The sequence below is a fragment of the Faecousia intestinalis genome (genome assembly GCF_040096185.1).
In the GTDB taxonomy this organism is placed as follows: domain Bacteria; phylum Bacillota; class Clostridia; order Oscillospirales; family Oscillospiraceae; genus JAZOXB01.
Genome location: NZ_JBBMFF010000163.1, coordinates 1 through 18,915, shown reverse-complemented (window position 1 = coordinate 18,915; position 18,915 = coordinate 1). Strand labels below are relative to the sequence as shown.

Below are 18,915 nucleotides of genomic sequence, written 5' to 3'. Positions count from 1 at the left end.
TCCGATCTTAAAGCTGCACGGCATCATGCCCGGCGCGGTAGGCGCGCAGGTTCAGCTCGCGGAATTTCGGCGGGACGGTCTCGGCAATGACGGCTTCCCAATCGATGTCGTCCATGCCGAGCGCCTTGGCCATGGAGCCGAAGAGCACGATGTTCATGCATTTGGCATTGCCGAGCTGCTCGGCGATCTCGCCCGCCTTGAGTACATGGCAGCGAAAATGCTGCTGCATGGCCTCGAGACAGCCGTCGGGATACTCGCACAGACCGGCGGCAATGCTCGAAGATGCGATCTCGTAATCGTTGATGACGGCAACGCCGTCAGGCTTCAGATAGTCCGCATAGCGGACAGCTTCCATCTTTTCGAATGCGACGATGATGTCCGCCGCGCCCTTGCCGATCACGGGAGAATAGACCTTTTCGCCCCAGTGCACCTGCGTGGAGACGCTGCCGCCGCGCTGGCTCATACCGTGCACCTCGGACATTTTGACGTCATAGCCCGCCTTCATCAGGCCGTTGACCAGGACCTTGGCCGTCAGGATGGCGCCCTGACCGCCGACGCCGACAAGGAGTGCGCTCTTTGTTGCTTTCATGGCTCAGTTCTCCTTTCTGGAAATGGCGCCCTTCGGGCAGACCTGCGCGCAGACCGTGCAGCCGACGCACTGGTTCGGATCGATGTGGGCCTTCTTGTCGCGGATGGTGACGGCCGGGCAGGCTACCTTCAGGCAGCGCTTGCAGCCGACGCACTTTTCTTCGTCCACCACGCACTGGCCGATGTCGTGCTTGATGCGCTTGATGAGCAGGCACGGGCGTCGCGTGATGATGGCAGCGGGGACCTCGGAGGCAAGCGCGTTCTGCACGGCCTGCTCCATGGCCTCAAGATCCTGCGGATCGACGATGTAAATATTCTTGTAGCCGTAGGCGGCGAGGATGTCCTCGATCTTCAGGGCCTCGGCGATGTCGCCCTGCAGGTTGCGGCCGCTGCCGGGGTTCTCCTGATGGCCGGTCATGCCGGTGATGGAGTTGTCGAGCACGACGGGGATGAGGTTGCCCTTGTTGTAGATGATCTCGGCCGCGCCGGTCATGCCGCTGTGGAAGAACGTCGAGTCGCCCATGACGCCGAAGACCTTGCGGTCCGTCTGACCGGTCAGCTCGAAGGCCTTGGACATGCCCATGCCGATGCTGAAGCCGCCGCCCATGCACACGACGCTGTCCAGCGCGCTCAGGGGCGCGGAACCGCCGAGAGTATAGCAGCCGATATCGCCGGAGATCACGAAGTCCTTGTGCCGGGACATCGTGTAGAAGAAGCCGCGGTGCGGGCAGCCCGGGCACAGTGCGGGCGGACGGGACACGGCGGAGACGCCGACGTCGACCGTCTCAGCCTTCCGGCCGAAGATGCGCTCCTTCAGAAGCTGCGGATTCAGCTCATAGAGCTTGCCGGTCAGGTTCTTGCCCTCGCAGGCGATGCCGGCAGCGCGGATCTGGGATTCCATAAAATCATCAAGCTCTTCAATGACGTAGAGCTTCTCGACCTTCTCTGCGAACGAACGGATGAGGTCCATCGGCAGCGGATTCGTCAGGCCGAGCTTCAGGAAGGACGTGTCGGCCGGGAAGGCGTCCTTCGCATATTCATAGGCAATGGAGGCAGAGATGACGCCGACCTTCGTACCGTTCAGCTCCATCCGGTTCAGCGGGGACGTGCAGCCGTAGGCCTCAAGAGCCTCGAGCGTCTTTTCCAGCTTCGGATGGTTCAGGAAGGCGTTTGCCGGGGAGGCGATGTTCTTACGCGTGTTGCGGGCATAGGGCTTGGCCTCCTGCTCCTCACGCTCGCCGAATGTCACGATGCTCTTGGAGTGCGCCACGCGCGTCGTGGTGCGGAAGAGCACGGGAATGTCGAACTGCTCGGAAATGCGGTAGGCCTCACGCATGAAGTCCAGGCATTCCTGCGAATCGGACGGCTCGACCATGGCCAGCTTCGCTGCGCGGGCATAGTGGCGGTTATCCTGCTCGTTCTGGGAGGAGTGCATGCTGGGATCGTCTGCGGAGACAATGACGAAGCCGCCGCCGACGCCGTTGTAGGCAGCCGTGAAAATGGGGTCTGCCGCAACGTTGACACCGACATGCTTCATCGCACAGAGGCTGCGCACACCTGCGAGGCTTGCGCCGTAGGCCACTTCCGTCGCGACCTTTTCGTTCGGCGCCCACTCACAGTAAAGCGAATTACGATACTGGGGCAGCGCCTCGAATACCTCCGTGCTGGGGGTACCGGGATAAGCGGAACAGACTTTTACGCCGGCTTCATAGGCGCCGCGCGCAATGGCTTCGTTGCCGGAGAACAGAATTCGATCCAATGCGATTACCACCTTTCTGCGAAGTGCTTCTACGCAATTCGTACAAATTAATTTTATGCAAAGACTTGAAAATTGTAAAACACGATAATATAATAACGATATTAGATTTGCTTATAGCATGAAGGAGGGGGAATGTGCCTATGACGATCGCGCAGGTGCTCTATGTGCTGGAGATCGCGGACTGCCGCAGCATTTCGGCGGCCGCAGAGCGGCAGTTTATTTCCCAATCGGCGCTGTCGCAGCAGATCCAGCGGCTCGAGGGCGAGCTTGGCTATCCCCTGTTCGTCCGCACGCCCCGCGGGCTGACGCTGACGGCAGCGGGCGAGACGTTCTGCCGGGAGGCCCGGCCGGTCGCGGAGCAGTGGCAGAGGCTCTGCAGCGCCGTTAAGCCGGACGGACGGCGCGGGCGCAGGCTGCGCATCGGTATGGGCGCGCGTGTGTACTCCAACCGGCTGTTTCAGGATATTGCGCGCTATTTTGACAGCCACCCCGAGATCGATGTGACGTTCGTCACGGAGGCCGGGCTCGACGTGCTGGCGGGTCTGCGCGACGGCTCCATCGATCTGGCGCTCGACCGCCTGCCCGCCGGAGAGGAGGGCGCCCCTTCCCTGTTCGTCTGCGACCTTGTGCAGGAGCGCCAGTGCGTGCTCATGTCGCCGGACGATCCCCGTGCGGCCCTCCCCTGGCTGTCGTTCGGCGATCTGCAGGGCTGCAACATGATCTCCGGCCTTGAAAACTCCGCAGAAGACCGCATGCTCCGCCGCACCTGCCAGGAATATGGCATTTCTCTCAGCCGTGTTTACCGCTCCGACGGCATCGAGACGAACATGCGCCTTGTGCGCGACGGCATGGGCGTCGTGCTCGGGCCGGAGTCGTTCGCATCCTACTACGGCGTGTCGGCCGTGCCGCTGCACCCGGAGACCTTTGTATCGCTGAAATTCATCTGCCTGCAGAGCGGCATGAAGAAAAAGGACGTACAGCTGTTCCGCTCCTATCTCTGCGGTGTCTGCCGCAGGCGTGGAACGGCCTGTGAGCGCTGCATCTCGCCATGTACTTGATATAAAAACCGCACCGGCGCTGCCGGTGCGGTCGTTATTTTTATTACTCGTTCGGATAGGTTTCGAGGAAGGCGTGGAAATGGCGCATCGGCAGATCGTGGCCCTTGACGATGCGGACGTTCGGAATGGACTCGCGGTCCTCATACAGCGCCTTCACGGCGGCGATGACATAGTCCATGTGCTCCTGCGTCAGCTGGCTGCGGTTGATGGCGAAGCGGACGACATTGCAGACCTCCGCCTTCTGCTCCGGGGTTTTGAGGTCGTACTCCATGGAATAGTTGCCAAGCTCTGCCGTACGGATGCCGTAGCGGCGGATGAGCTCGATGGAGAAGCCCTGACCCGCGAAGCTCTCCGGCGCGCGCTTGTTGTCGAAGAATTCGTCCATGTTGATGTAGACGCCATGGCCGCCTGCGGGCAGGACGACGCCCTTGACACCGGCCTTGTAGAAGCCCTGCGCCAGATATTCGCACTGCTTGACGCGCTGGTCGAGATAGTCGAAGTTCTGGCACTCATACAGACCGGCGGCCAGCGCCATGATATCGCGGCCGGACATGCCGCCGTAGGAGTCGTTGCCGTAGCAGGAGATCTGCTTGACCTTGAGCTGGATGCCAACGTCGTTTTTGACCGTGCCATCCTCGTTGAAGTCCGAGAAGTTCTTCCAGAACAGGCCGCGGTCGCGGAAGGCCAGAATGCCGCCCATGTTTGCGTGGCCATCCTTCTTCAGCGAGGCCGTGAAGCCGTCGCAGCAGGCAAACATTTCCTTTGCGATCTCCGCAATGGACTTGTCGGCGCAGCCTTCCTCATTGACCTTGATGAAGTAGGCGTTCTCGGCCCAGCGCGCGGCATCGAGCATGAACGGGATGCCGTACTTATGGGCGATGCGGCTGCTCTCGCGCAGGTTGGCAAGCGAGACGGGCTGGCCGCAGACCGTATTGTTCGTGATGGTCGTGTAGACGAGCGGAACGTTCTCCGGCCCGAGCTTTACGATGAGCTCCTCGAGCTTTTCAGTGTCCATGTTGCCCTTGAACGGGTTCTTTTCATAGGTGCCGCCCTCCGGGACCTCCCAGAGCAGCTCCTTGTTGTAGAGGTTGCGCGGGATAGAGCCCATCTGCTTGATGTTGCCCTCGGTCGTGTCGAAGTGGCCGTTCGAGGGAATGGTGAAGACCTTGCCGGGATGGCGCTGGCCGAGGATCTTGCGCACGAGCTCGAACAGGACGGCCTCTGCGGCGCGGCCCTGCGGCAGGATGAACGTGTTCGGGCGCTCCATCTGCGCGGCGCCGCCGTTGAACAGGCCACCCTCATATTCGCACAGATACAGCTCGTCCATCATGCGGTCGATGTCCTTGCAGTTCGTGCGGACGAGATCGATGACGTGCTTCTGATCGTTGCCGCGCTCGAAGCAGTCGCGCAGGGCGTCCAGCAGGACGTAGTAGCCCTTGTTGCGGCCGTAGGATTCGTCGCCGAGGAACATGGCTGACCACTGCACATCGGTCATGGCCGTCGTGCCGGAATCGGAGAGCATGTCCACCGTCAGCATGCCTGCGGGGAAGGCAAATTCATTGTAGTGCGTGGCCTTGAGGGCGCGTTCGCGCTGCGCAGCGGTGACGCGGGGGATGTCCCGCGTGACATAAGTAAAGGAGCGCGGGGTAGCAACGTTCAGGGGATATTCTTCGTGATTCATACTGACCTCCATGATTCGGCGCAGAGCGCCGTGATTCTGGATACCCCGGTCATCGACCTGCGGCAGGGCTGCAGTGGCGACTGGCGGACAGTATCGGGCGCGCGGCTGATCCGCCGCCTCCCCATCATCATGCCATGAAACGGACCGTTTGTCAACGGAGAAATTTTTCACGTCCGCCGCTCATGGACAAAACTCCGAATGAATGAAATTTCGCATTGTATCCGGAAAATCTGCAATTTTAAAACAGAAAGGATTTGTAACACTTGTAACTTGTGGATGATTTCTCATTATATGTTAAAGTTGTCCAAAAAATATATCCTCTTGACATCGTTTTTTGTTCATGATATGATGCCACCAGAAAGATTTCGCACACCAAGGGAGGAATTGCCGTTGCACATAATGTCGAAGCTCTGATGATCATTTTCTCTGCGACCGGTTTCCCTTCCACCGCCAGGCGGCGGTTCGTTGATCCCTCTGTTCGACGGTACGTTTTGTATTCGCGCCACTCATTTCAGGTTTCAGGAAGGAAGTATTCTCATGAATAACAAATTGGAACGCAAATACGGCCTTTTCACCGCAATTTGCATGGTTGTTGGCATTGTCATCGGTTCCGGCGTTTTCTTCAAGGCACAGACCATCCTCCAGATCACAAACGGTGATATGCCGCTCGGCGTCATCGCATGGCTCATCGGCGGCGCAATCATGCTCGCCTGCATCCTCACATTCGCCGGTATGTCCCAGAAATATGAAAAGGTCAATGGCATCGTGGACTATGCCGAAGCGACGGTCGGCCCGAAATACGGCTATTATATGGGCTGGTTCCTGTCCACGATCTATTATCCGTCCCTGACGGCGGCTCTGGCATGGCTCTCCGCCCGCTATACGCTCGTGTTCCTCACGACGATGTTCCCGAATATGCCGCTGCTCATCCACATCAACGAGGGCGGCGTTGTGGTCGGCCCGGAGTGCATCGCGCTCATGCTGTTCTACCTCTGCTGCTCCTATGCCGTCAACGCGCTTTCTCCGAAGCTCGCAGGCAAGATCCAGGCATCCACCACGGTCATCAAGCTCATCCCGCTCGGCGTCATGGCGATCGTCGGCGTCATTGCCGGTCTCGCCTCGGGTCAGCTGACGGAGAACTTTGTCGCCCCTCCCCTCGCCGTTGTGGGCAGCAAGGGCAGCATCCTCTTCGCAGCCGTCTGCGCAACCTCCTTTGCCTATGAGGGCTGGATCATTGCAACAACCATCAACTCCGAGCTGAAGGATTCGAAGCGCAATCTTCCGAAAGCCCTCACAGTCGGCGGCATCATCGTCATCGCCACCTACCTGCTGTACTACATCGGCGTGACCGGCGGTGCATCGAACGCGGAGCTGATCGAAAAGGGCGCGACCGTTGCCTTTACGAACATCTTCGGCAACGTCATCGGCAACATCCTGAACCTCTTCATCGCCATCTCCTGCATCGGCACGATGAACGGTCTGATGCTCGCCTGCTGCCGCGGCGTCTATTCTGTTGCAGCGCGCGGCAAAGGCCCGGCCACCCATATGTTCTCCCGCGTCGATGAGCACACGAATATGCCCAACAACTCCGCCGTCATGGGCCTGCTGCTGTGCGGCTTCTGGGGTCTGTACTTCTACCTGTCCAACCTCGCCGGCACCTGGAGCCACAAGACGGTCTTCACGGGCACGATCTTCGAGAGCGTCCCCTTCCTGTTTGACCCGACGGAGCTGCCGATCATCACGATCTATGCGCTCTATATTCCGGTGTTCATCCAGTGGATCCGCAAGCAGAAGGGCACCTCCGTCTGGCAGCACTATATCCTGCCGATCCTTGCCATCTGCGGCTCGGTCTTCATGGTCATTGCCTGTCTCGTCAGCCATGGCATGGGCTGTTTCTGGTATCTTATCGTGTTCGCCTTTGTGATGGTGCTCGGCGGTCTGCTCAACCGCAGAACGCAGCGCACCGTGCGGGCCGCTGGCGTCTGAGCCGGTTTGCTCTAATGAGAAACAGAGTCCCCTCTGCATCAGAACGGTGCGGAGGGGACTCTGCGTATATGAATGAATAATAAATACTGAAAAAAGGGACAAAGACCCTGCCGACTGTCACAAGGTATTCTGCATATAGATCTGAGAGAGCTGAGCTTTCATCGATGAGTCCGGCGATTTTGGCGAGGATCGATAAAACAGAAAACCCGAACCATCCCATAATCGGGAACGTCCGGGTTTCTATATCCTGGTGGAGACTAATGGACTCGAACCATCGACCTCCTGCGTGTGAAGCAGGCGCTCTAACCAGCTGAGCTAAGCCTCCGTAGCACGAATATTATAGCACAGGATCTGAAAAAATCAAGCCCTATTTTTCACAGACCGGAAAATTGGTTCCCCGGCAGGTGTGTTTTGGCCTGCCGGGGAATATGCTATGCCAGTGTGCGCTCAATGCGCGCCGTGATCTCCTCACAGCGCTGCAGGATATGCTCCAGATCATGGTGCACGAACTGCCCGTTCCGGAGAAGCGGCCTGCCCTGCACATAGACGCTGTCGATCTGCTCGCCGCTTCCGGCATAGAGCAGATTCGTCAGAATGCGACGCCGGTTCACCGTGCACAGTGTCTCCGTCCGCACAAGGGAGAAATCCGCCTGCCAGCCCTCTGCAATACGGCCGACGTCTCGATAGCCGAGCGCACGCATCCCCTGCTCCGTCAGCATGGCGTAGCACTGCCCTGCCGGGAGTACTGTCGGGTCAAGCGTGCGGACCTTCTGCAGGTAGCTGCCGAGCCGAGCCTCGCGCAGCAGGTCACGGTTTGCGCTGGAGGCCTCGCCGTCGCAGCCGAAGCCGACGCGCGCGCCGGATGCCAGCAACTCCGCAATGGGCGGCGCACCGTCCGACAGCTTCATATTTGTCGAGGGGCAGTGCGCCACAACGGCGTGCGACTGTGCCAGCAGCGTGATCTCCTCCTGCGTGAGCCAGATGGAGTGCGCAAGAATCGTGGACTCATCCAAGACACCGAGATGCGCCAGCTCCTCCGCCTCTCCGCGGCCGGTCCAAGCTCGGATACGTTCCGTCTCGGCCTTCCCCTCAGCGAGATGTGTGTGGTAGAGCAGGCCGCGCTCGCGCGCAAATTGCTTGAGGGCCCGCATTAGCTCCGGCGTGCAGGCCGGACGTCCCTGCGGCACGGCAGCCGTGCGCAGCAGTCCCCTGCCGTGCCATTTGTGGTACAGCTCCTCCGCCTGCCGCAGGCATTCGTCCACCGGCGTGACGCGGATCTGGTCGTTCTCGGCGATATCCGTCGCGCCGATGCCGAAGGTCACGCGCAGACCGGCGTCCTGATAGGCTTGCACAACAGCGTCGATGTGCGGATAGTAGGTCATTTCATTGATGGCCGTCACGCCATAGCGGATGCTCCGCAGACAGCCGAGCAGCACGCCATAGTACCACTCGTCCTCCGTGAGCGACCACTGTGCCTGGAGCATGCGCGTGAGCCACTGCGTGATGTTCAGGTCGTCGAGCGGGCCCTGCGTCAGACTCTGCACCATGTGCGTGTGCAGATCAGCCATGCCGGGCAGCATCAGAAGACCAGATGCCTCGACAATGGGGCAATCGGCCTCCAGATGGGGTGCGATCGCCGCAAAGCGGCCGTCCCGGATGAGGACGTCGGCCTGCGTGGTCGTTCCTGTTTCGAAATCGGGGAGCATTGCCCCGCGGATCAGCAGCATCGCAGTGCCTCCGCCGCAGCCGTGAACAGCCGCCCGCGCGCCTGTGCGTCCATCGGGGCGGCTGCACCGGTTGCATAGTTTTCTGCAAGATAGGCCAGCGAGGCCGCATGCATGCCGAGAATGGATGCCAGCACGAACAGGGCGCTCGTCTCGCCGTCCAGCGCACTGACGCCAAGCTCTGCCCAGCGGGCAATGCGCGCCGGGCCGCCGGGAGCCCACGGCGTCTCGAGCGAGGTGCAGTCGTGACTGCGAAACAGGCCTGCATCGGGTACGCCGCAGCTCAGCAGCGCGCCGAGCAGGGGCATATCCGCCACGGCGGGATAGGACGGGTCGATGTATTCGCGCGTCGCGCCCTCACCGCGGACCGCGCCGGAGGCTGCCAGCAGCGTGCCCGGCTCCAGCTCCGGCTGGATGGCGGGACAGGCCGCGATCTTGATGAGGGACTCCGCGCCGAGATGGTGCAGCTCCTCCACGGCGATGGCCATGGGCATGCAGCCGAAGCCGCAGCTCATCACCGTGAGCGGTTCGCCGCGCCATATGCCTCGCCAGGTCGCATATTCGCGATAGCAGCTCTGCTGCACGGGATTCTCCAACAGCGCGGCATAGAGCGGGACCTCCTGCGGATCCGGCACAAGGATGACGCGCGGCGTCACGGCATCGATGCCGAGGTGGTGCATCGTGCCGTCTGTATGGACAAGTTTCTGACTTCCAAAGCTCATTTCGTTCCCTCCAGCTGCTCGGCTGCGCGCATGGCAATGCGCGTGGCAGTTTCGATCCGGCGCGCCAGATGCTCCGGGTCGGCATAGGCCCCGTAGACGTTGGCGTTCGGGTCTGCGAACATGGAGCCGAGCGCGACGCAGATGCTCGCGGCGCGAAGGCCGAGCAGGTGGCCATAGGTGAAAAGCAGGCCGGACTCGTTCTCTACGACGAGTACGCCGGTGTCGATCCATTTCTGCATACGTTCCCGCAGACCGGGATGAGCGGCCTTGGACTCCATATAGAACGCATCGTGGCTGCGGTACAGGCCGACGCGCACGGGCTCGTCCAGCTCCTGCGCAGCGCTGCACAGCGCGCGGACGAGCAGCGGGTCCGCAACGGCCGGGAATTCCGGCGGCACAAGCTCATAGCTTGCGCCCTCGCCGCGGACGCAGCCACTGGCAATGACGATGGTCCCCGGGGCCAGATCGGGCTGCACGCCGCCGCAGGTGCCCACACGGATAACGGCCTCCGCTCCCGCGGCAGCAAGCTCCTCCAGTGCGGCGGCAACGCAGGCACAGCCCATGCCGCTGCTTGTGACGGCGATATCCGCGCCGCCCGGTGTTTTGCCGGTATAGGTCGCAAATGTGCCCCGGTGGGCCGTAAACGAGGCCTCTGCGAACAGCACGGCCATCTTGCGGCTGCGCTGCGGATCACCCGGCAGAAGCACAACGGGCGCGGAGTGGCGCAGGCCGGTGCGGCAGAGGGTGCCGTTCGGCTCGCGCGGCGGGTCAAGGGTCAGGTAGGCTTTTTTCATAGGCTCCTCCAAATTATCTGTGATAGACTGCGCGCGTTCGACAAATTTTGCGGATTCTCAATTTATTCCGACTTCGTTCATAGATTTTTCAAATGTCCCCGGTATACTCATACTCGTAAGAACGATACCGAACCTGCCGCGGTAACGGGCTTACTGGTCCATCTTTTCATTTTTATCTCTCTTTTTATTTTCCCCTCTCTCATTTCTGTAGCGGATCCCCGGTCGTCCATCCCCCTCGGACGGCCGGGGATTTGCTGTATTCAGCCGCCGGCCAAACGCCGCTCCACCTGCGTGCCGAAATAAAACGAGATCACGACCGTAAAGATCGTGAGGAACTGCTGCGCGCTGACTGCGCCCGTCACGGCCAGCCTGCAGAATACGACGGTCAGGGCGATCGTCACAAGAGACTTGACGCAAAGAAGCCGCTCAAGCCGCTGCCGCATGGCACTCACCTCCCGGCCAGACTATGCCGCAGTACAGCCCGATGTGCAAACAGGCGCGGAGCAGAGGGATCTGCTTCGCGCCTGCGTTTTGCGTATGAGGATCAGAGACCGTCGTCCTCGTCGAACTCGAACTCGAGCGGCTCGCCGCACTTCGGGCAGTCGACGGAATCGTTGAGGAGCGTCTCCTCGTCCAGATGGAGAACCTCGCCGCACTTCGGGCAGGTCACTTCATACATGGTGTCGTCGTCATAGTCGAAGTCTTCGCCGTCGTCGTCCATGAAGCCGTCCTCTTCGTCATCGTCGTCCATCAGGTAATCCTCGATGGCATCGAGATCATCCTCAATCTCATCGAGCTCATCCGAGACAGCCTCGGCGTTTTCCTGCAGATCGCCAATTGCACCGGTGACCTCCTGCAGCAGCTCGACGATCCCGGAGATCATCTTGCCCTCGGGGGCCTCCTGGTCCAGCTTCAGGCCGTCCATCAGGCCCTTCAGATATGCGGACTTTTCAGAGAGATTCATAGCGTTCTCCTTTCCAGATGTGGGCCGGATCAGCCCTTGGCGCGGCCCAGATATTCGCCCGTGCGGGTATCGATGGAGATCTTGTCGCCCTCGTTGATGAACAGGGGCACGCGGACCTCGGCACCGGTCTCAAGCGTAGCGGGCTTCAGCGTGTTGGTGGCGGTGTTGCCTGCAAGGCCCGGCTCGGTCTTCGTGACGACGAGATCGGCAAAGTTCGGAGCCTCGACGCTGAACACGCTGCCCTTGTAGGACAGGATCGTGCACTGGTCGTTCTCCTTGACGAACTTGAAGCTGGCGTCGAGAATGTTCTCGTCGACCGGCGTCATTTCGAACGTCTCCGGATCCATAAAATAATACAGGTTGCCGTCGTTATAGGAATAGTCCATCTTTCTGCGCTCGATGTAAGCGGTGGGATACTTGTCGTTCGGGTTGAACGTCGTCTCGGTAACGCCGCCGGTGATGACATTGCGCATCTTGACGCGGACAAAGGCTGCACCCTTGCCGGGCTTGACGTGCTGGAACTCGATGATCTGCATCACCTTGCCGTCCATGTCAAACGTAACGCCGTTCCGGAAATCACTGACTGAAATCATTGGTTTATCCTCCTGTGTTCCTCTCGAATACCATATCTGTTCCGAAGGTAAAAAAATGCGTTTCTATTTTAACCGATTTGTCAAAGAAATTCAAGTCTTTCGGCAAATTTCTCTGAGTTATCACCGCTTAAAGGATGGTCAGCTCCTTCGGGCTGTGCGTGATGACCTCGCAGCCGCCCTCGCGGAAAATCACGACATCCTCGATGCGGACGCCGAATTTGCCCGGAATGTAGATGCCCGGCTCTGCGGAGCACACAGCGCCGGCAGGGATCGGGTTCTCGTTGCGCGGGGTGCAGTTCGGCGCTTCGTGGATCTCGAGACCGAGGCTGTGGCCATAGCTGTGGCCAAAATACGGGCCGTAGCCGGCCTCCGTGATGATGTCGCGGGCAGCGCCGTCGATGCTCTTGCCGCTCGCTCCTGCGTGGCTGGCCGCAATACCGGCGAGCTGGGCGCGCAGGACGGTGTCGTAGACCTTACGCATCTCCTCGGTTGCATGGCCGAGGGCGACGGTACGGGTCATATCGGAGCAGTAGCCCTGATACAGCACGCCGAAGTCCATGGTCACGAAGTCGCCGTCCTGCAGGACGCGGCTCCCGGCGACGCCGTGCGGCATGCTCGTGTTCGGTCCGGAGACGACGATCGGGTCAAAGGACAGGCCCTCTGCGCCGTTCTTATACAGGCAGTAGATCAGCTCGGCCTCGAGCTCCTTCTCGGTCATGCCGGTGTGGATGCGAGTGCAGACCTCGGTGAAGGCACGATCTGTGATCTCCTGCGCCTTGCGCATGCGGGCAAGCTCCCAGTCCTCCTTGCTGGCGCGGAAGGCGTTGATCTCCTTCTGCAGCGGAACGAACTTGACGGGAAGCGCGGCCTCAAAGCCGTTGAGCTCTGCGACGGTGAGATATTCGTCCTCAAAGCCGAGCGTCTCCACGCCGAACTCGTCCAGTGTGGCCTTCAGCGCCTGCATCATCGGATTGTTCAGGCCGATCTCCACGACCTCAAAGCCCTTGAGGTTCTTCTGCGCGGACTCGATGTAGCGGCTGTCGGTGAAATAGCGAGCGCCCTGCGCGGAGACAACGGCAACGCCCTCGGCGATGTCAAATTCCGCCGCATACATGCGGCTGTAGCGCGAGGTCAGCAGAAGGCCCTGCACGCCGTCGTGCAGCAGAGAACGGTATTTTTCCAGATTGGTCATGTTTCTACTCTCCTTTTTCGCGCCATGGCAAGAAACGGCAGCTCCAGCAGGTGCCGCAGCTTCAGCCAGACGGTATGATTATGAATGGATCGCACGGCGATCGCCGTGATCCCGGCGCGCTTTGCGCCGAGCACATCGGTATAGATCTGGTCGCCCACGAGTGCGGTCTGCTGCGGAGCGGCTCCGTAGCGGGCCATGGCCTCCCGGATGCCGCGTGTGCCGGGCTTGGCGGCATGCGTCACGCAGGGAACGTGATATTGCTGCGAGAAATGCGGCACGCGCTGCTTGTGGCTGTTGGAGACGATGCAAAGCGTGATGCCTGCATCCTGCATCCCGGCGATCCAGTCCAGAAGCGGCTGCTCCGGCCGGTCCGTCGTGTAGGGAAGCATGGTGTTGTCGAAGTCCATCAGCAGGAGGCGGACGCCGTGCTCGCGAAGAAATGCCGGGCGGATCTGCGTGATGGTTTGGAAAATGAAGTCAGGTAAAAATGACAGCATATTCTCCTCGGGTATTCCATAGGTTGATTCTGAGGTTCCCATGTTCAGGGTCCTCCTTATTATAGCACGCAGGGGGAGGTTTGTCTATTGCCTGTTCCGGTGTATTTGGCGGCAAATTGTAAAGAAATTGCAACATTTACCGGCCGGGCCGCCGTGCTCGGCCTCGGCTTTCTGCCGGATGGCGGGGCCCGCATCCCGGCGTGCCCGCTGCAGGGACATATGGCCGTCATCGACGATGCCGTCCTGCCGCAGCGCGTTCCGGAGGAGACGCTGGACCGGCTTGCAGCCCGGTGCGGCGGGGGGTGTTGTCTGGATTTTCTGCGCACGCCCGGCCCCGTGCACCGCGCCGTGGCGCAGGGCCTGCAGCGGCGGCTCGGGAATGCCCCGATGCTGCTGCCCGCGGCTTATCACGCCTTTGCGCCGGAAGCGCTGCCGGTCCTCTCCTGCCTGCGGCCCTGCAATGCATGGGACGGCTTTGTCCGGTCGGCGGAGCGGCGCTTCCCGAACGGCTGGGCGCTGGAGCTGACGCCGTGGGCGGCAGAGCTTCCGGCCCCGCCGCTCCCCTATCCCGGCGGCATGCTCCCGGCCGCGCTGTGCAGCTGCGAGAAAAGCACGGCAGGCCTGCGCTACTTTGACACGCCGGAGTCGCTCCGGCAGAAGCTGGCGCACGCAGCGGCACATGGCTGCCGCTGCGCCATCGGCCTGTGGCAGGAGCTCCAGCCGTTTTTCCCGGAGCGGGATGGATAAGACCGGGATGCGGCTGCGCGCAGCTTTTCCGTGTGCGGCATAGAAATGCTCCCCATATGAGGATGGTGATCTTTACTTCACTGTCTCTCATAGAGGGAGCATATTCTGTTTCGCGCTTTACGCAGAGATGGACTTGGCTCAGCCGATCAGCTCGCAGACGAGATCCGTATAGGCCGTCGGGTCTTCGAGCGGGAGGTTTGCCATCAGCAGGCCCTGATCGTAGAGAAGCTCAGCCAGCTTTTTGGCGCGCTCCGGATCGGCTTCCCTGCTCTCGGACAGACGCTGCAGCAGCGGATGCTCCGGGTTGACCTCCAGAATGCGGCCGCAGTGATAATCGGACGACGGGTCGACCGTGTGCATGTACTTCTCCATCTCGAAGCTCATGCCGCCGTCCGGGACCATAGTCACGGCATGGCTGCCCAGCTCCGTCGAAACGCGTACGTCCTTGACCTTCTCACCGAGGCTCTCCTTCAGGAAGTCCACGCCGGACTGGAAGGCCTTGGCCTTCTCCTCGGCGGCTTTTTTCTCCTCCTCGGTCGCAAGGTCGAGATCGTCGGTCAGAATGTTGCGGAACTCATGCTCGGCGTAGGTATTGAGCGTCTGCGGAATGAACGTGTCGACCTGCTCCGTCATGAGCAGCACGTCGAAGCCACGCTCGCGCAGCAGCTGGGTCTGCGGAAGCTGCGAAAGGCGCGCAGCGCTGTCGCCGGTGGCAAAGTAAATGTGCTTCTGGGACTCGGGCATGGCGTCGCAGTATTCCTTGAGCGTGATGTCCTTCCCCTCTTTGTCGGAACGGAACTCCACGAGGTCCTGCAGCAGGTCCTTGTGCATGCCGTAATCCGAGACGAGGCCAAACTTCAGCTGGCGGCCGAAGGCGGCATAGAATGTCTCATATTTCTCACGGTCGTCCTTCAGCATGCGCTCCAGCTCGGCCTTGATCTTCTTTTCGAGGTTGGCGGCGATGACCTTCAGCTCTCTCGTGTGCTGCAGCATCTCGCGGCTGATGTTCAGGCTCAGGTCCTGCGTGTCGACCACGCCGCGGACGAAGCGGAAGTGCTCCGGCAGCAGGTCGGCGCAGTTTTCCATGATGAGCACGCCGGAGGAATAAAGCTGCAGACCGGCCTTATAGTCGCGGGTGTAGAAGTCGTACGGGGCCTTTGCCGGGATATACAGCAGGGCCTTATAGGTCACGGCGCCCTCGACGCCGAAGTGCAGCACGCTCAGCGGCTTCTCATAGTCAAAGAATTTCTCGTGATAGAAGTTGTTATATTCTTCCTCTGTGACGTCCTTCCTGGCCTTCTGCCAGATCGGGATCATGGAGTTGAGCGTCTGCTCCTCGCGGACGGTCTCATACTTTGGCTCCTCGCCCTCCTTCGGTTCGTTCACGAGCTTCTGGCTGGAGACCTCCATGCGGATCGGATAGCGGATGTAGTCGGAATACTTGCGGACAAGGCTGCGCAGGCGGTATTCGGACAGATAATCGGAATACTTGTCCTCGTCCGTGTCGGCTTTGAGCGTCAGGATGACGTCGGAACCGGCGGCTGCGCGCTCGCACGGCTCCATGGTGTAGCCGTCTGCGCCCTCGGACTCCCACTTCCAGGCTTCGTCGCTGCCGAAGCGGCGGGAAATAACCGTGACCTTCTCGGCGACCATGAATGCGGCATAGAAGCCGACGCCGAACTGACCGATGATGTCGATATCGTCGCTCTTCTCCATTTCCTTCTTGAAGCGGAGTGAGCCGCTGTGAGCGATGGTACCGAGGTTCTCCTCCATCTCCTCGCGGGTCATGCCGATGCCGTTATCGGAAACGGTCAGCGTGCGCGCTCCCTCATCCGCTGCCAGATGAATGGCAAAGTCGCTGCGGCTCAAGCCGACGGTGTCGTCCGTCAGGGCCTGATAGGCCAGCTTGTCGATGGCATCGGAGGCGTTGGAGATCAGCTCGCGCAGGAAGATCTCGCGGTGTGTATAGATCGAATTGATCATCAGGTCCAGCAGGCGTTTCGATTCTGCCTGAAACTGTTTCTTTTCCATATGGATCAACTTCCTTATTTCGTATTGGCACTCTTAGTGCCTGAGTGCTAAATCCTATTATAGCCGCTTTTCCGTGTTTTGCAAGAGCTGTCACAATTTTTTTACACTTTCTTTTCTGCAGAATCTGTGGTACACTGTTGCCGAGGTGATTCCAATGATTACGATCAGCGATCTTGCGCTGCAATATAGCGGAACGTTCCTGTTCCAGCATGTCGATCTGCAGTTTACCGCCGGCAATTGCTACGGTGTGATCGGCGCAAACGGTGCGGGCAAGTCCACATTCCTGAAGCTGCTCTCGGGCGAGCTGGACTCCACGAAGGGCACGATCTCCATCAAGCCGGGCCTGCGCATGTCCGTCCTGAAGCAGGACCAGTTCCGTTACGATGCCTATACCATCCTCGACACGGTCATCATGGGAAACCAGCGCCTGTATGATATCATGAAGCAGAAGGACGCTCTGTATGCCAAGCCTGATTTTTCCGATGAGGACGGCCTGCTGGCTTCGGAGCTGGAGACGGAGTTCGCAGAGCTGAACGGCTGGGAGGCCGAGTCCGATGCCAGCCGCATCCTGCAGGGCCTCGGTGTGCCCGTGGAGCTGCACAACGACCGTATGGCCGATACCGACGGCCGCGTCAAGGTCAAGGTCCTGCTGGCACAGGCCCTGTTCGGTCAGCCGGACATTATCCTCCTCGACGAGCCGACGAACAACCTCGACATTGAGTCCATCAACTGGCTGGAAAATTTCATCCTGGACTACGAGGACAACGGCCTTGTCATCGTCGTGAGCCACGACCGCCATTTCCTGAATACCGTCTGCACACATATCGTCGATATCGACTACGGTAAGATCCGCATGTATGTCGGCAACTACGACTTCTGGTATGAGTCGAGCCAGCTCATGCAGAACCTCATTCGCAGCAAGAACAAGCGCAATGAGGAAAAGATCGCCGAGCTGCAGGCCTTTATCTCCCGCTTCTCTGCCAACAAGGCCAAGAGCAAACAGGCCACGGCCCGCCGCCGCCTGCTCGATAAGCTCAGCGTCGAGGAGATGCCTGCTTCGTCCCGCCGCTACCCCTTTGTCGGGTTCACGCAGGAGCGCGAGGTCGGCAAGGACATCCTGTTCGTGACGGACGTCTCGAAGACCGTCGACGGCGTGAAGCTGCTGGACAAGGTTTCGTTCATCGTCAACCGCGGCGACAAGATCGCTTTTGTCGGCGAGAACGAGGTCGCGCAGACGACCATGTTCAAAATTCTGATGGGCGAGCTGGAGCCGGATGAGGGCACGGTCAAGTGGGGCGTTTCCACGTCGCAGAGCTACTTCCCCAAGGACAACAGCGAGTATTTTGACGGCCACGACGAGACGCTTGTCGACTGGCTGCGCCAGTTCTCCGAAAAGAAGGATGACGTGTATCTGCGCGGCTTCCTCGGGCGGATGCTGTTCTCCGGCGAGGATGTGTTCAAATCCGTTAAGGTGCTCTCCGGCGGTGAGAAGGTCCGCTGCATGCTCTCGCGCATGATGCTCTCGGGAGCGAACGTGATCCTGCTCGATCAGCCGACGAACCATCTGGACATGGAGTCCATTCAAGCCGTGAACAAGGGCCTCATCGCCTTCCCGGGAAATATCCTGCTGGCCAGCCACGACCACGAGATGCTGCAGTCCGTGGCGAACCGCATCATTGAATTCCGCCCGGACGGCACGATCTGCGACCGCCTCGGGACATACGACGAGTATCTGGAGTATCAGGCGGCGCTGAAAAATTCATAAATCCGTCACCGATTCTTCGCCGCGCCGTGATACGATAGGAATATCAGAAAGGAGCCGCTGGAAGGATGCGGCCCCGAAAAAGAAAGAGGCGACGCATATGGCCATCCGTCTGAATGAAGATAAGGAGCTTGTCGCGCAGATCCGCGAGGGGCTTCGCCGCCGTGGGGGCTACTGTCCCTGCAGGCTCGAAAAGACCGAGGACAACAAGTGCATCTGCAAGGAATTCCGCGAGCAGATGAAGGATCCCGATTTTGAGGGGTACTGCCATTGCATGCTGTACTATAAAACAAAAGATCCGATAAAGGAGGAAGCATCCCATGCTGAAGATCACAGCGACAAATTATGATGAGCTCGTCGCGCGGGCGGACAAGCCCGTGCTGCTGGATTTCTGGGCGGAGTGGTGCGGCCCGTGCCGCATGGTCTCCCCCGTTGTCGAGGAGATCGCCGCGGCCCATCCCGAGATTGCCGTCGGCAAGGTCAATGTCGACGAAGAGCCGGCGCTGGCGCAGGCATTCCGCGTGCAGAGCATCCCGATGCTCGTGCTGCTGCGGGATAACGCCGTTGTCGCTGCCGCCGTCGGCGCGCAGTCCAAAGAACAGCTCGAGCAGAAGCTCGGCCTGTAACATAGCGCAAAAAACCGGGACGGTTAGATGGGTGTTCATAAAACAGTCAACGGAGCGTATCGATACAGATACGCTCCATTTCTCATATCAACATACTATGTAATGGGGTACAGTCCCTTGGCTCTCCCTTTGGGAGAGCTGTCACCGCAGGTGACTGAGAGGGCCCTGCAGCCTTTTTCGAATGATAAGAT

General features: G+C 60.0%; 19 protein-coding genes and 1 tRNA gene. 7 read left to right on the top strand and 13 right to left on the bottom strand.

Going from position 1 to position 18,915, the window contains the following annotated elements; genetic code table 11:
• Positions 1 to 7 precede the first annotated feature (7 nt).
• Together WMO66_RS04505 and iorA are read right to left on the bottom strand one after the other, a co-directional pair.
• Complete coding sequence (locus WMO66_RS04505) at positions 8 to 589, bottom strand: indolepyruvate oxidoreductase subunit beta (protein WP_349135190.1); 582 nt, start codon at positions 587 to 589, stop codon at positions 8 to 10.
• Positions 590 to 592: 3 nt separating this feature from the next.
• Positions 593 to 2,347 carry an indolepyruvate ferredoxin oxidoreductase subunit alpha gene (gene iorA / locus WMO66_RS04500; protein ID WP_349135188.1) on the bottom strand — a complete coding sequence of 585 codons (1,755 nt, stop codon included), beginning with the start codon at positions 2,345 to 2,347 and terminating at the stop codon, positions 593 to 595.
• 140 nt (positions 2,348 to 2,487) lie between these two features.
• Here iorA and WMO66_RS04495 point away from each other — a divergent pair, with 140 nt between their 5' ends.
• Positions 2,488 to 3,405, top strand: a complete 918-nt coding sequence (locus WMO66_RS04495) for a LysR family transcriptional regulator (RefSeq protein WP_349135207.1) — start codon at positions 2,488 to 2,490, stop codon at positions 3,403 to 3,405.
• A 43-nt stretch (positions 3,406 to 3,448) separates the two neighbouring features.
• Here WMO66_RS04495 and WMO66_RS04490 read toward each other — a convergent pair whose 3' ends face one another.
• Positions 3,449 to 5,086, bottom strand: a complete 1,638-nt coding sequence (locus WMO66_RS04490) for a tryptophanase (RefSeq protein ID WP_349135187.1) — start codon at positions 5,084 to 5,086, stop codon at positions 3,449 to 3,451.
• Between WMO66_RS04490 and WMO66_RS04485 the strand changes: the two genes are divergently transcribed.
• Positions 5,078 to 5,224 carry a hypothetical protein gene (locus WMO66_RS04485; protein WP_349135186.1) on the top strand — a complete coding sequence of 49 codons (147 nt, stop codon included), beginning with the start codon at positions 5,078 to 5,080 and terminating at the stop codon, positions 5,222 to 5,224. The two genes, WMO66_RS04490 and WMO66_RS04485, sit on opposite strands and share 9 nt — an antisense overlap.
• A gap of 399 nt (positions 5,225 to 5,623) precedes the next feature.
• On the top strand, positions 5,624 to 7,072 hold the full coding sequence (locus tag WMO66_RS04480) for an APC family permease (RefSeq protein ID WP_349135185.1): 1,449 nt from the start codon (positions 5,624 to 5,626) through the stop codon (positions 7,070 to 7,072).
• A 248-nt stretch (positions 7,073 to 7,320) separates the two neighbouring features.
• Here WMO66_RS04480 and WMO66_RS04475 read toward each other — a convergent pair.
• The 9 genes from WMO66_RS04475 to WMO66_RS04435 all read right to left on the bottom strand — a co-directional run bounded on the left by WMO66_RS04475 (position 7,321) and on the right by WMO66_RS04435 (position 13,600).
• Positions 7,321 to 7,397 (bottom strand) — tRNA-Val (locus WMO66_RS04475).
• A 106-nt stretch (positions 7,398 to 7,503) separates the two neighbouring features.
• Positions 7,504 to 8,799 carry an amidohydrolase family protein gene (locus WMO66_RS04470; RefSeq protein ID WP_349135184.1) on the bottom strand — a complete coding sequence of 432 codons (1,296 nt, stop codon included), beginning with the start codon at positions 8,797 to 8,799 and terminating at the stop codon, positions 7,504 to 7,506.
• A complete protein-coding gene (locus tag WMO66_RS04465; protein ID WP_349135183.1) occupies positions 8,790 to 9,518 on the bottom strand; it encodes a phosphorylase family protein in 729 nt (242 codons plus the stop codon). The genes WMO66_RS04470 and WMO66_RS04465 overlap by 10 nt, the downstream gene beginning before the upstream one ends.
• A complete protein-coding gene (locus tag WMO66_RS04460) occupies positions 9,515 to 10,312 on the bottom strand; it encodes a phosphorylase family protein (RefSeq protein WP_349135182.1) in 798 nt (265 codons plus the stop codon). The genes WMO66_RS04465 and WMO66_RS04460 overlap by 4 nt, the downstream gene beginning before the upstream one ends.
• 260 nt (positions 10,313 to 10,572) lie before the next feature.
• Positions 10,573 to 10,755, bottom strand: a complete 183-nt coding sequence (locus tag WMO66_RS04455; protein WP_349135181.1) for a hypothetical protein — start codon at positions 10,753 to 10,755, stop codon at positions 10,573 to 10,575.
• A gap of 101 nt (positions 10,756 to 10,856) precedes the next feature.
• On the bottom strand, positions 10,857 to 11,276 hold the full coding sequence (locus tag WMO66_RS04450) for a CD1247 N-terminal domain-containing protein (RefSeq protein ID WP_349135180.1): 420 nt from the start codon (positions 11,274 to 11,276) through the stop codon (positions 10,857 to 10,859).
• A gap of 29 nt (positions 11,277 to 11,305) precedes the next feature.
• The gene (gene efp, locus WMO66_RS04445) at positions 11,306 to 11,869 is read right to left on the bottom strand and encodes an elongation factor P (protein WP_349135179.1); all 564 of its coding nucleotides are present in this window, start codon (positions 11,867 to 11,869) and stop codon (positions 11,306 to 11,308) included.
• A 127-nt stretch (positions 11,870 to 11,996) separates the two neighbouring features.
• The gene (locus WMO66_RS04440; protein ID WP_349135178.1) at positions 11,997 to 13,061 is read right to left on the bottom strand and encodes a M24 family metallopeptidase; all 1,065 of its coding nucleotides are present in this window, start codon (positions 13,059 to 13,061) and stop codon (positions 11,997 to 11,999) included.
• Positions 13,058 to 13,600: a YqeG family HAD IIIA-type phosphatase gene (locus WMO66_RS04435; RefSeq protein WP_349135177.1), complete on the bottom strand. Its 543-nt coding sequence runs from the start codon at positions 13,598 to 13,600 to the stop codon at positions 13,058 to 13,060. Before WMO66_RS04435 ends, WMO66_RS04440 begins: the two co-directional genes overlap by 4 nt.
• A 45-nt stretch (positions 13,601 to 13,645) precedes the next feature.
• On the opposite strand from WMO66_RS04435, the gene WMO66_RS04430 reads away from it, so the two are divergent.
• Positions 13,646 to 14,305: a hypothetical protein gene (locus WMO66_RS04430; protein WP_349135176.1), complete on the top strand. Its 660-nt coding sequence runs from the start codon at positions 13,646 to 13,648 to the stop codon at positions 14,303 to 14,305.
• A gap of 138 nt (positions 14,306 to 14,443) precedes the next feature.
• Here WMO66_RS04430 and htpG read toward each other — a convergent pair whose 3' ends face one another.
• Entirely contained in the window at positions 14,444 to 16,336 is a 1,893-nt protein-coding gene (gene htpG, locus WMO66_RS04425) for a molecular chaperone HtpG (RefSeq protein WP_349135175.1), read from the bottom strand.
• 154 nt (positions 16,337 to 16,490) lie between these two features.
• Here htpG and WMO66_RS04420 point away from each other — a divergent pair, with 154 nt between their 5' ends.
• Genes WMO66_RS04420 through trxA form a run of 3 tightly spaced genes read left to right on the top strand, consistent with a single transcriptional unit; the run spans position 16,491 to position 18,724 of the window.
• The gene (locus tag WMO66_RS04420) at positions 16,491 to 18,101 is read left to right on the top strand and encodes an ABC-F family ATP-binding cassette domain-containing protein (RefSeq protein WP_349135174.1); all 1,611 of its coding nucleotides are present in this window, start codon (positions 16,491 to 16,493) and stop codon (positions 18,099 to 18,101) included.
• Positions 18,094 to 18,447 carry a ferredoxin-thioredoxin reductase catalytic domain-containing protein gene (locus tag WMO66_RS04415; protein WP_349135206.1) on the top strand — a complete coding sequence of 118 codons (354 nt, stop codon included), beginning with the start codon at positions 18,094 to 18,096 and terminating at the stop codon, positions 18,445 to 18,447. The genes WMO66_RS04420 and WMO66_RS04415 overlap by 8 nt, the downstream gene beginning before the upstream one ends.
• Complete coding sequence (gene trxA / locus WMO66_RS04410; protein WP_349135173.1) at positions 18,419 to 18,724, top strand: thioredoxin; 306 nt, start codon at positions 18,419 to 18,421, stop codon at positions 18,722 to 18,724. The genes WMO66_RS04415 and trxA overlap by 29 nt, the downstream gene beginning before the upstream one ends.
• The last annotated feature ends 191 nt before the right edge of the window (positions 18,725 to 18,915 follow it).

Bases quoted from the DNA above. Each gene is read 5' to 3' on its own strand.
- WMO66_RS04505 (WP_349135190.1), bottom strand. From the start codon at position 589: ATGAAAGCAACAAAGAGCGCACTCCTTGTCGGCGTCGGCGGTCAGGGC.
- WMO66_RS04495 (WP_349135207.1), top strand. From the start codon at position 2,488: ATGACGATCGCGCAGGTGCTCTATGTGCTGGAGATCGCGGACTGCCGC.
- WMO66_RS04490 (WP_349135187.1), bottom strand. From the start codon at position 5,086: ATGAATCACGAAGAATATCCCCTGAACGTTGCTACCCCGCGCTCCTTT.
- WMO66_RS04480 (WP_349135185.1), top strand. From the start codon at position 5,624: ATGAATAACAAATTGGAACGCAAATACGGCCTTTTCACCGCAATTTGC.
- WMO66_RS04470 (WP_349135184.1), bottom strand. From the start codon at position 8,799: ATGCTGCTGATCCGCGGGGCAATGCTCCCCGATTTCGAAACAGGAACG.
- WMO66_RS04465 (WP_349135183.1), bottom strand. From the start codon at position 9,518: ATGAGCTTTGGAAGTCAGAAACTTGTCCATACAGACGGCACGATGCAC.
- WMO66_RS04460 (WP_349135182.1), bottom strand. From the start codon at position 10,312: ATGAAAAAAGCCTACCTGACCCTTGACCCGCCGCGCGAGCCGAACGGC.
- WMO66_RS04455 (WP_349135181.1), bottom strand. From the start codon at position 10,755: ATGCGGCAGCGGCTTGAGCGGCTTCTTTGCGTCAAGTCTCTTGTGACG.
- WMO66_RS04450 (WP_349135180.1), bottom strand. From the start codon at position 11,276: ATGAATCTCTCTGAAAAGTCCGCATATCTGAAGGGCCTGATGGACGGC.
- efp (WP_349135179.1), bottom strand. From the start codon at position 11,869: ATGATTTCAGTCAGTGATTTCCGGAACGGCGTTACGTTTGACATGGAC.
- WMO66_RS04440 (WP_349135178.1), bottom strand. From the start codon at position 13,061: ATGACCAATCTGGAAAAATACCGTTCTCTGCTGCACGACGGCGTGCAG.
- WMO66_RS04435 (WP_349135177.1), bottom strand. From the start codon at position 13,600: ATGGGAACCTCAGAATCAACCTATGGAATACCCGAGGAGAATATGCTG.
- htpG (WP_349135175.1), bottom strand. From the start codon at position 16,336: ATGGAAAAGAAACAGTTTCAGGCAGAATCGAAACGCCTGCTGGACCTG.
- WMO66_RS04420 (WP_349135174.1), top strand. From the start codon at position 16,491: ATGATTACGATCAGCGATCTTGCGCTGCAATATAGCGGAACGTTCCTG.
- trxA (WP_349135173.1), top strand. From the start codon at position 18,419: ATGCTGAAGATCACAGCGACAAATTATGATGAGCTCGTCGCGCGGGCG.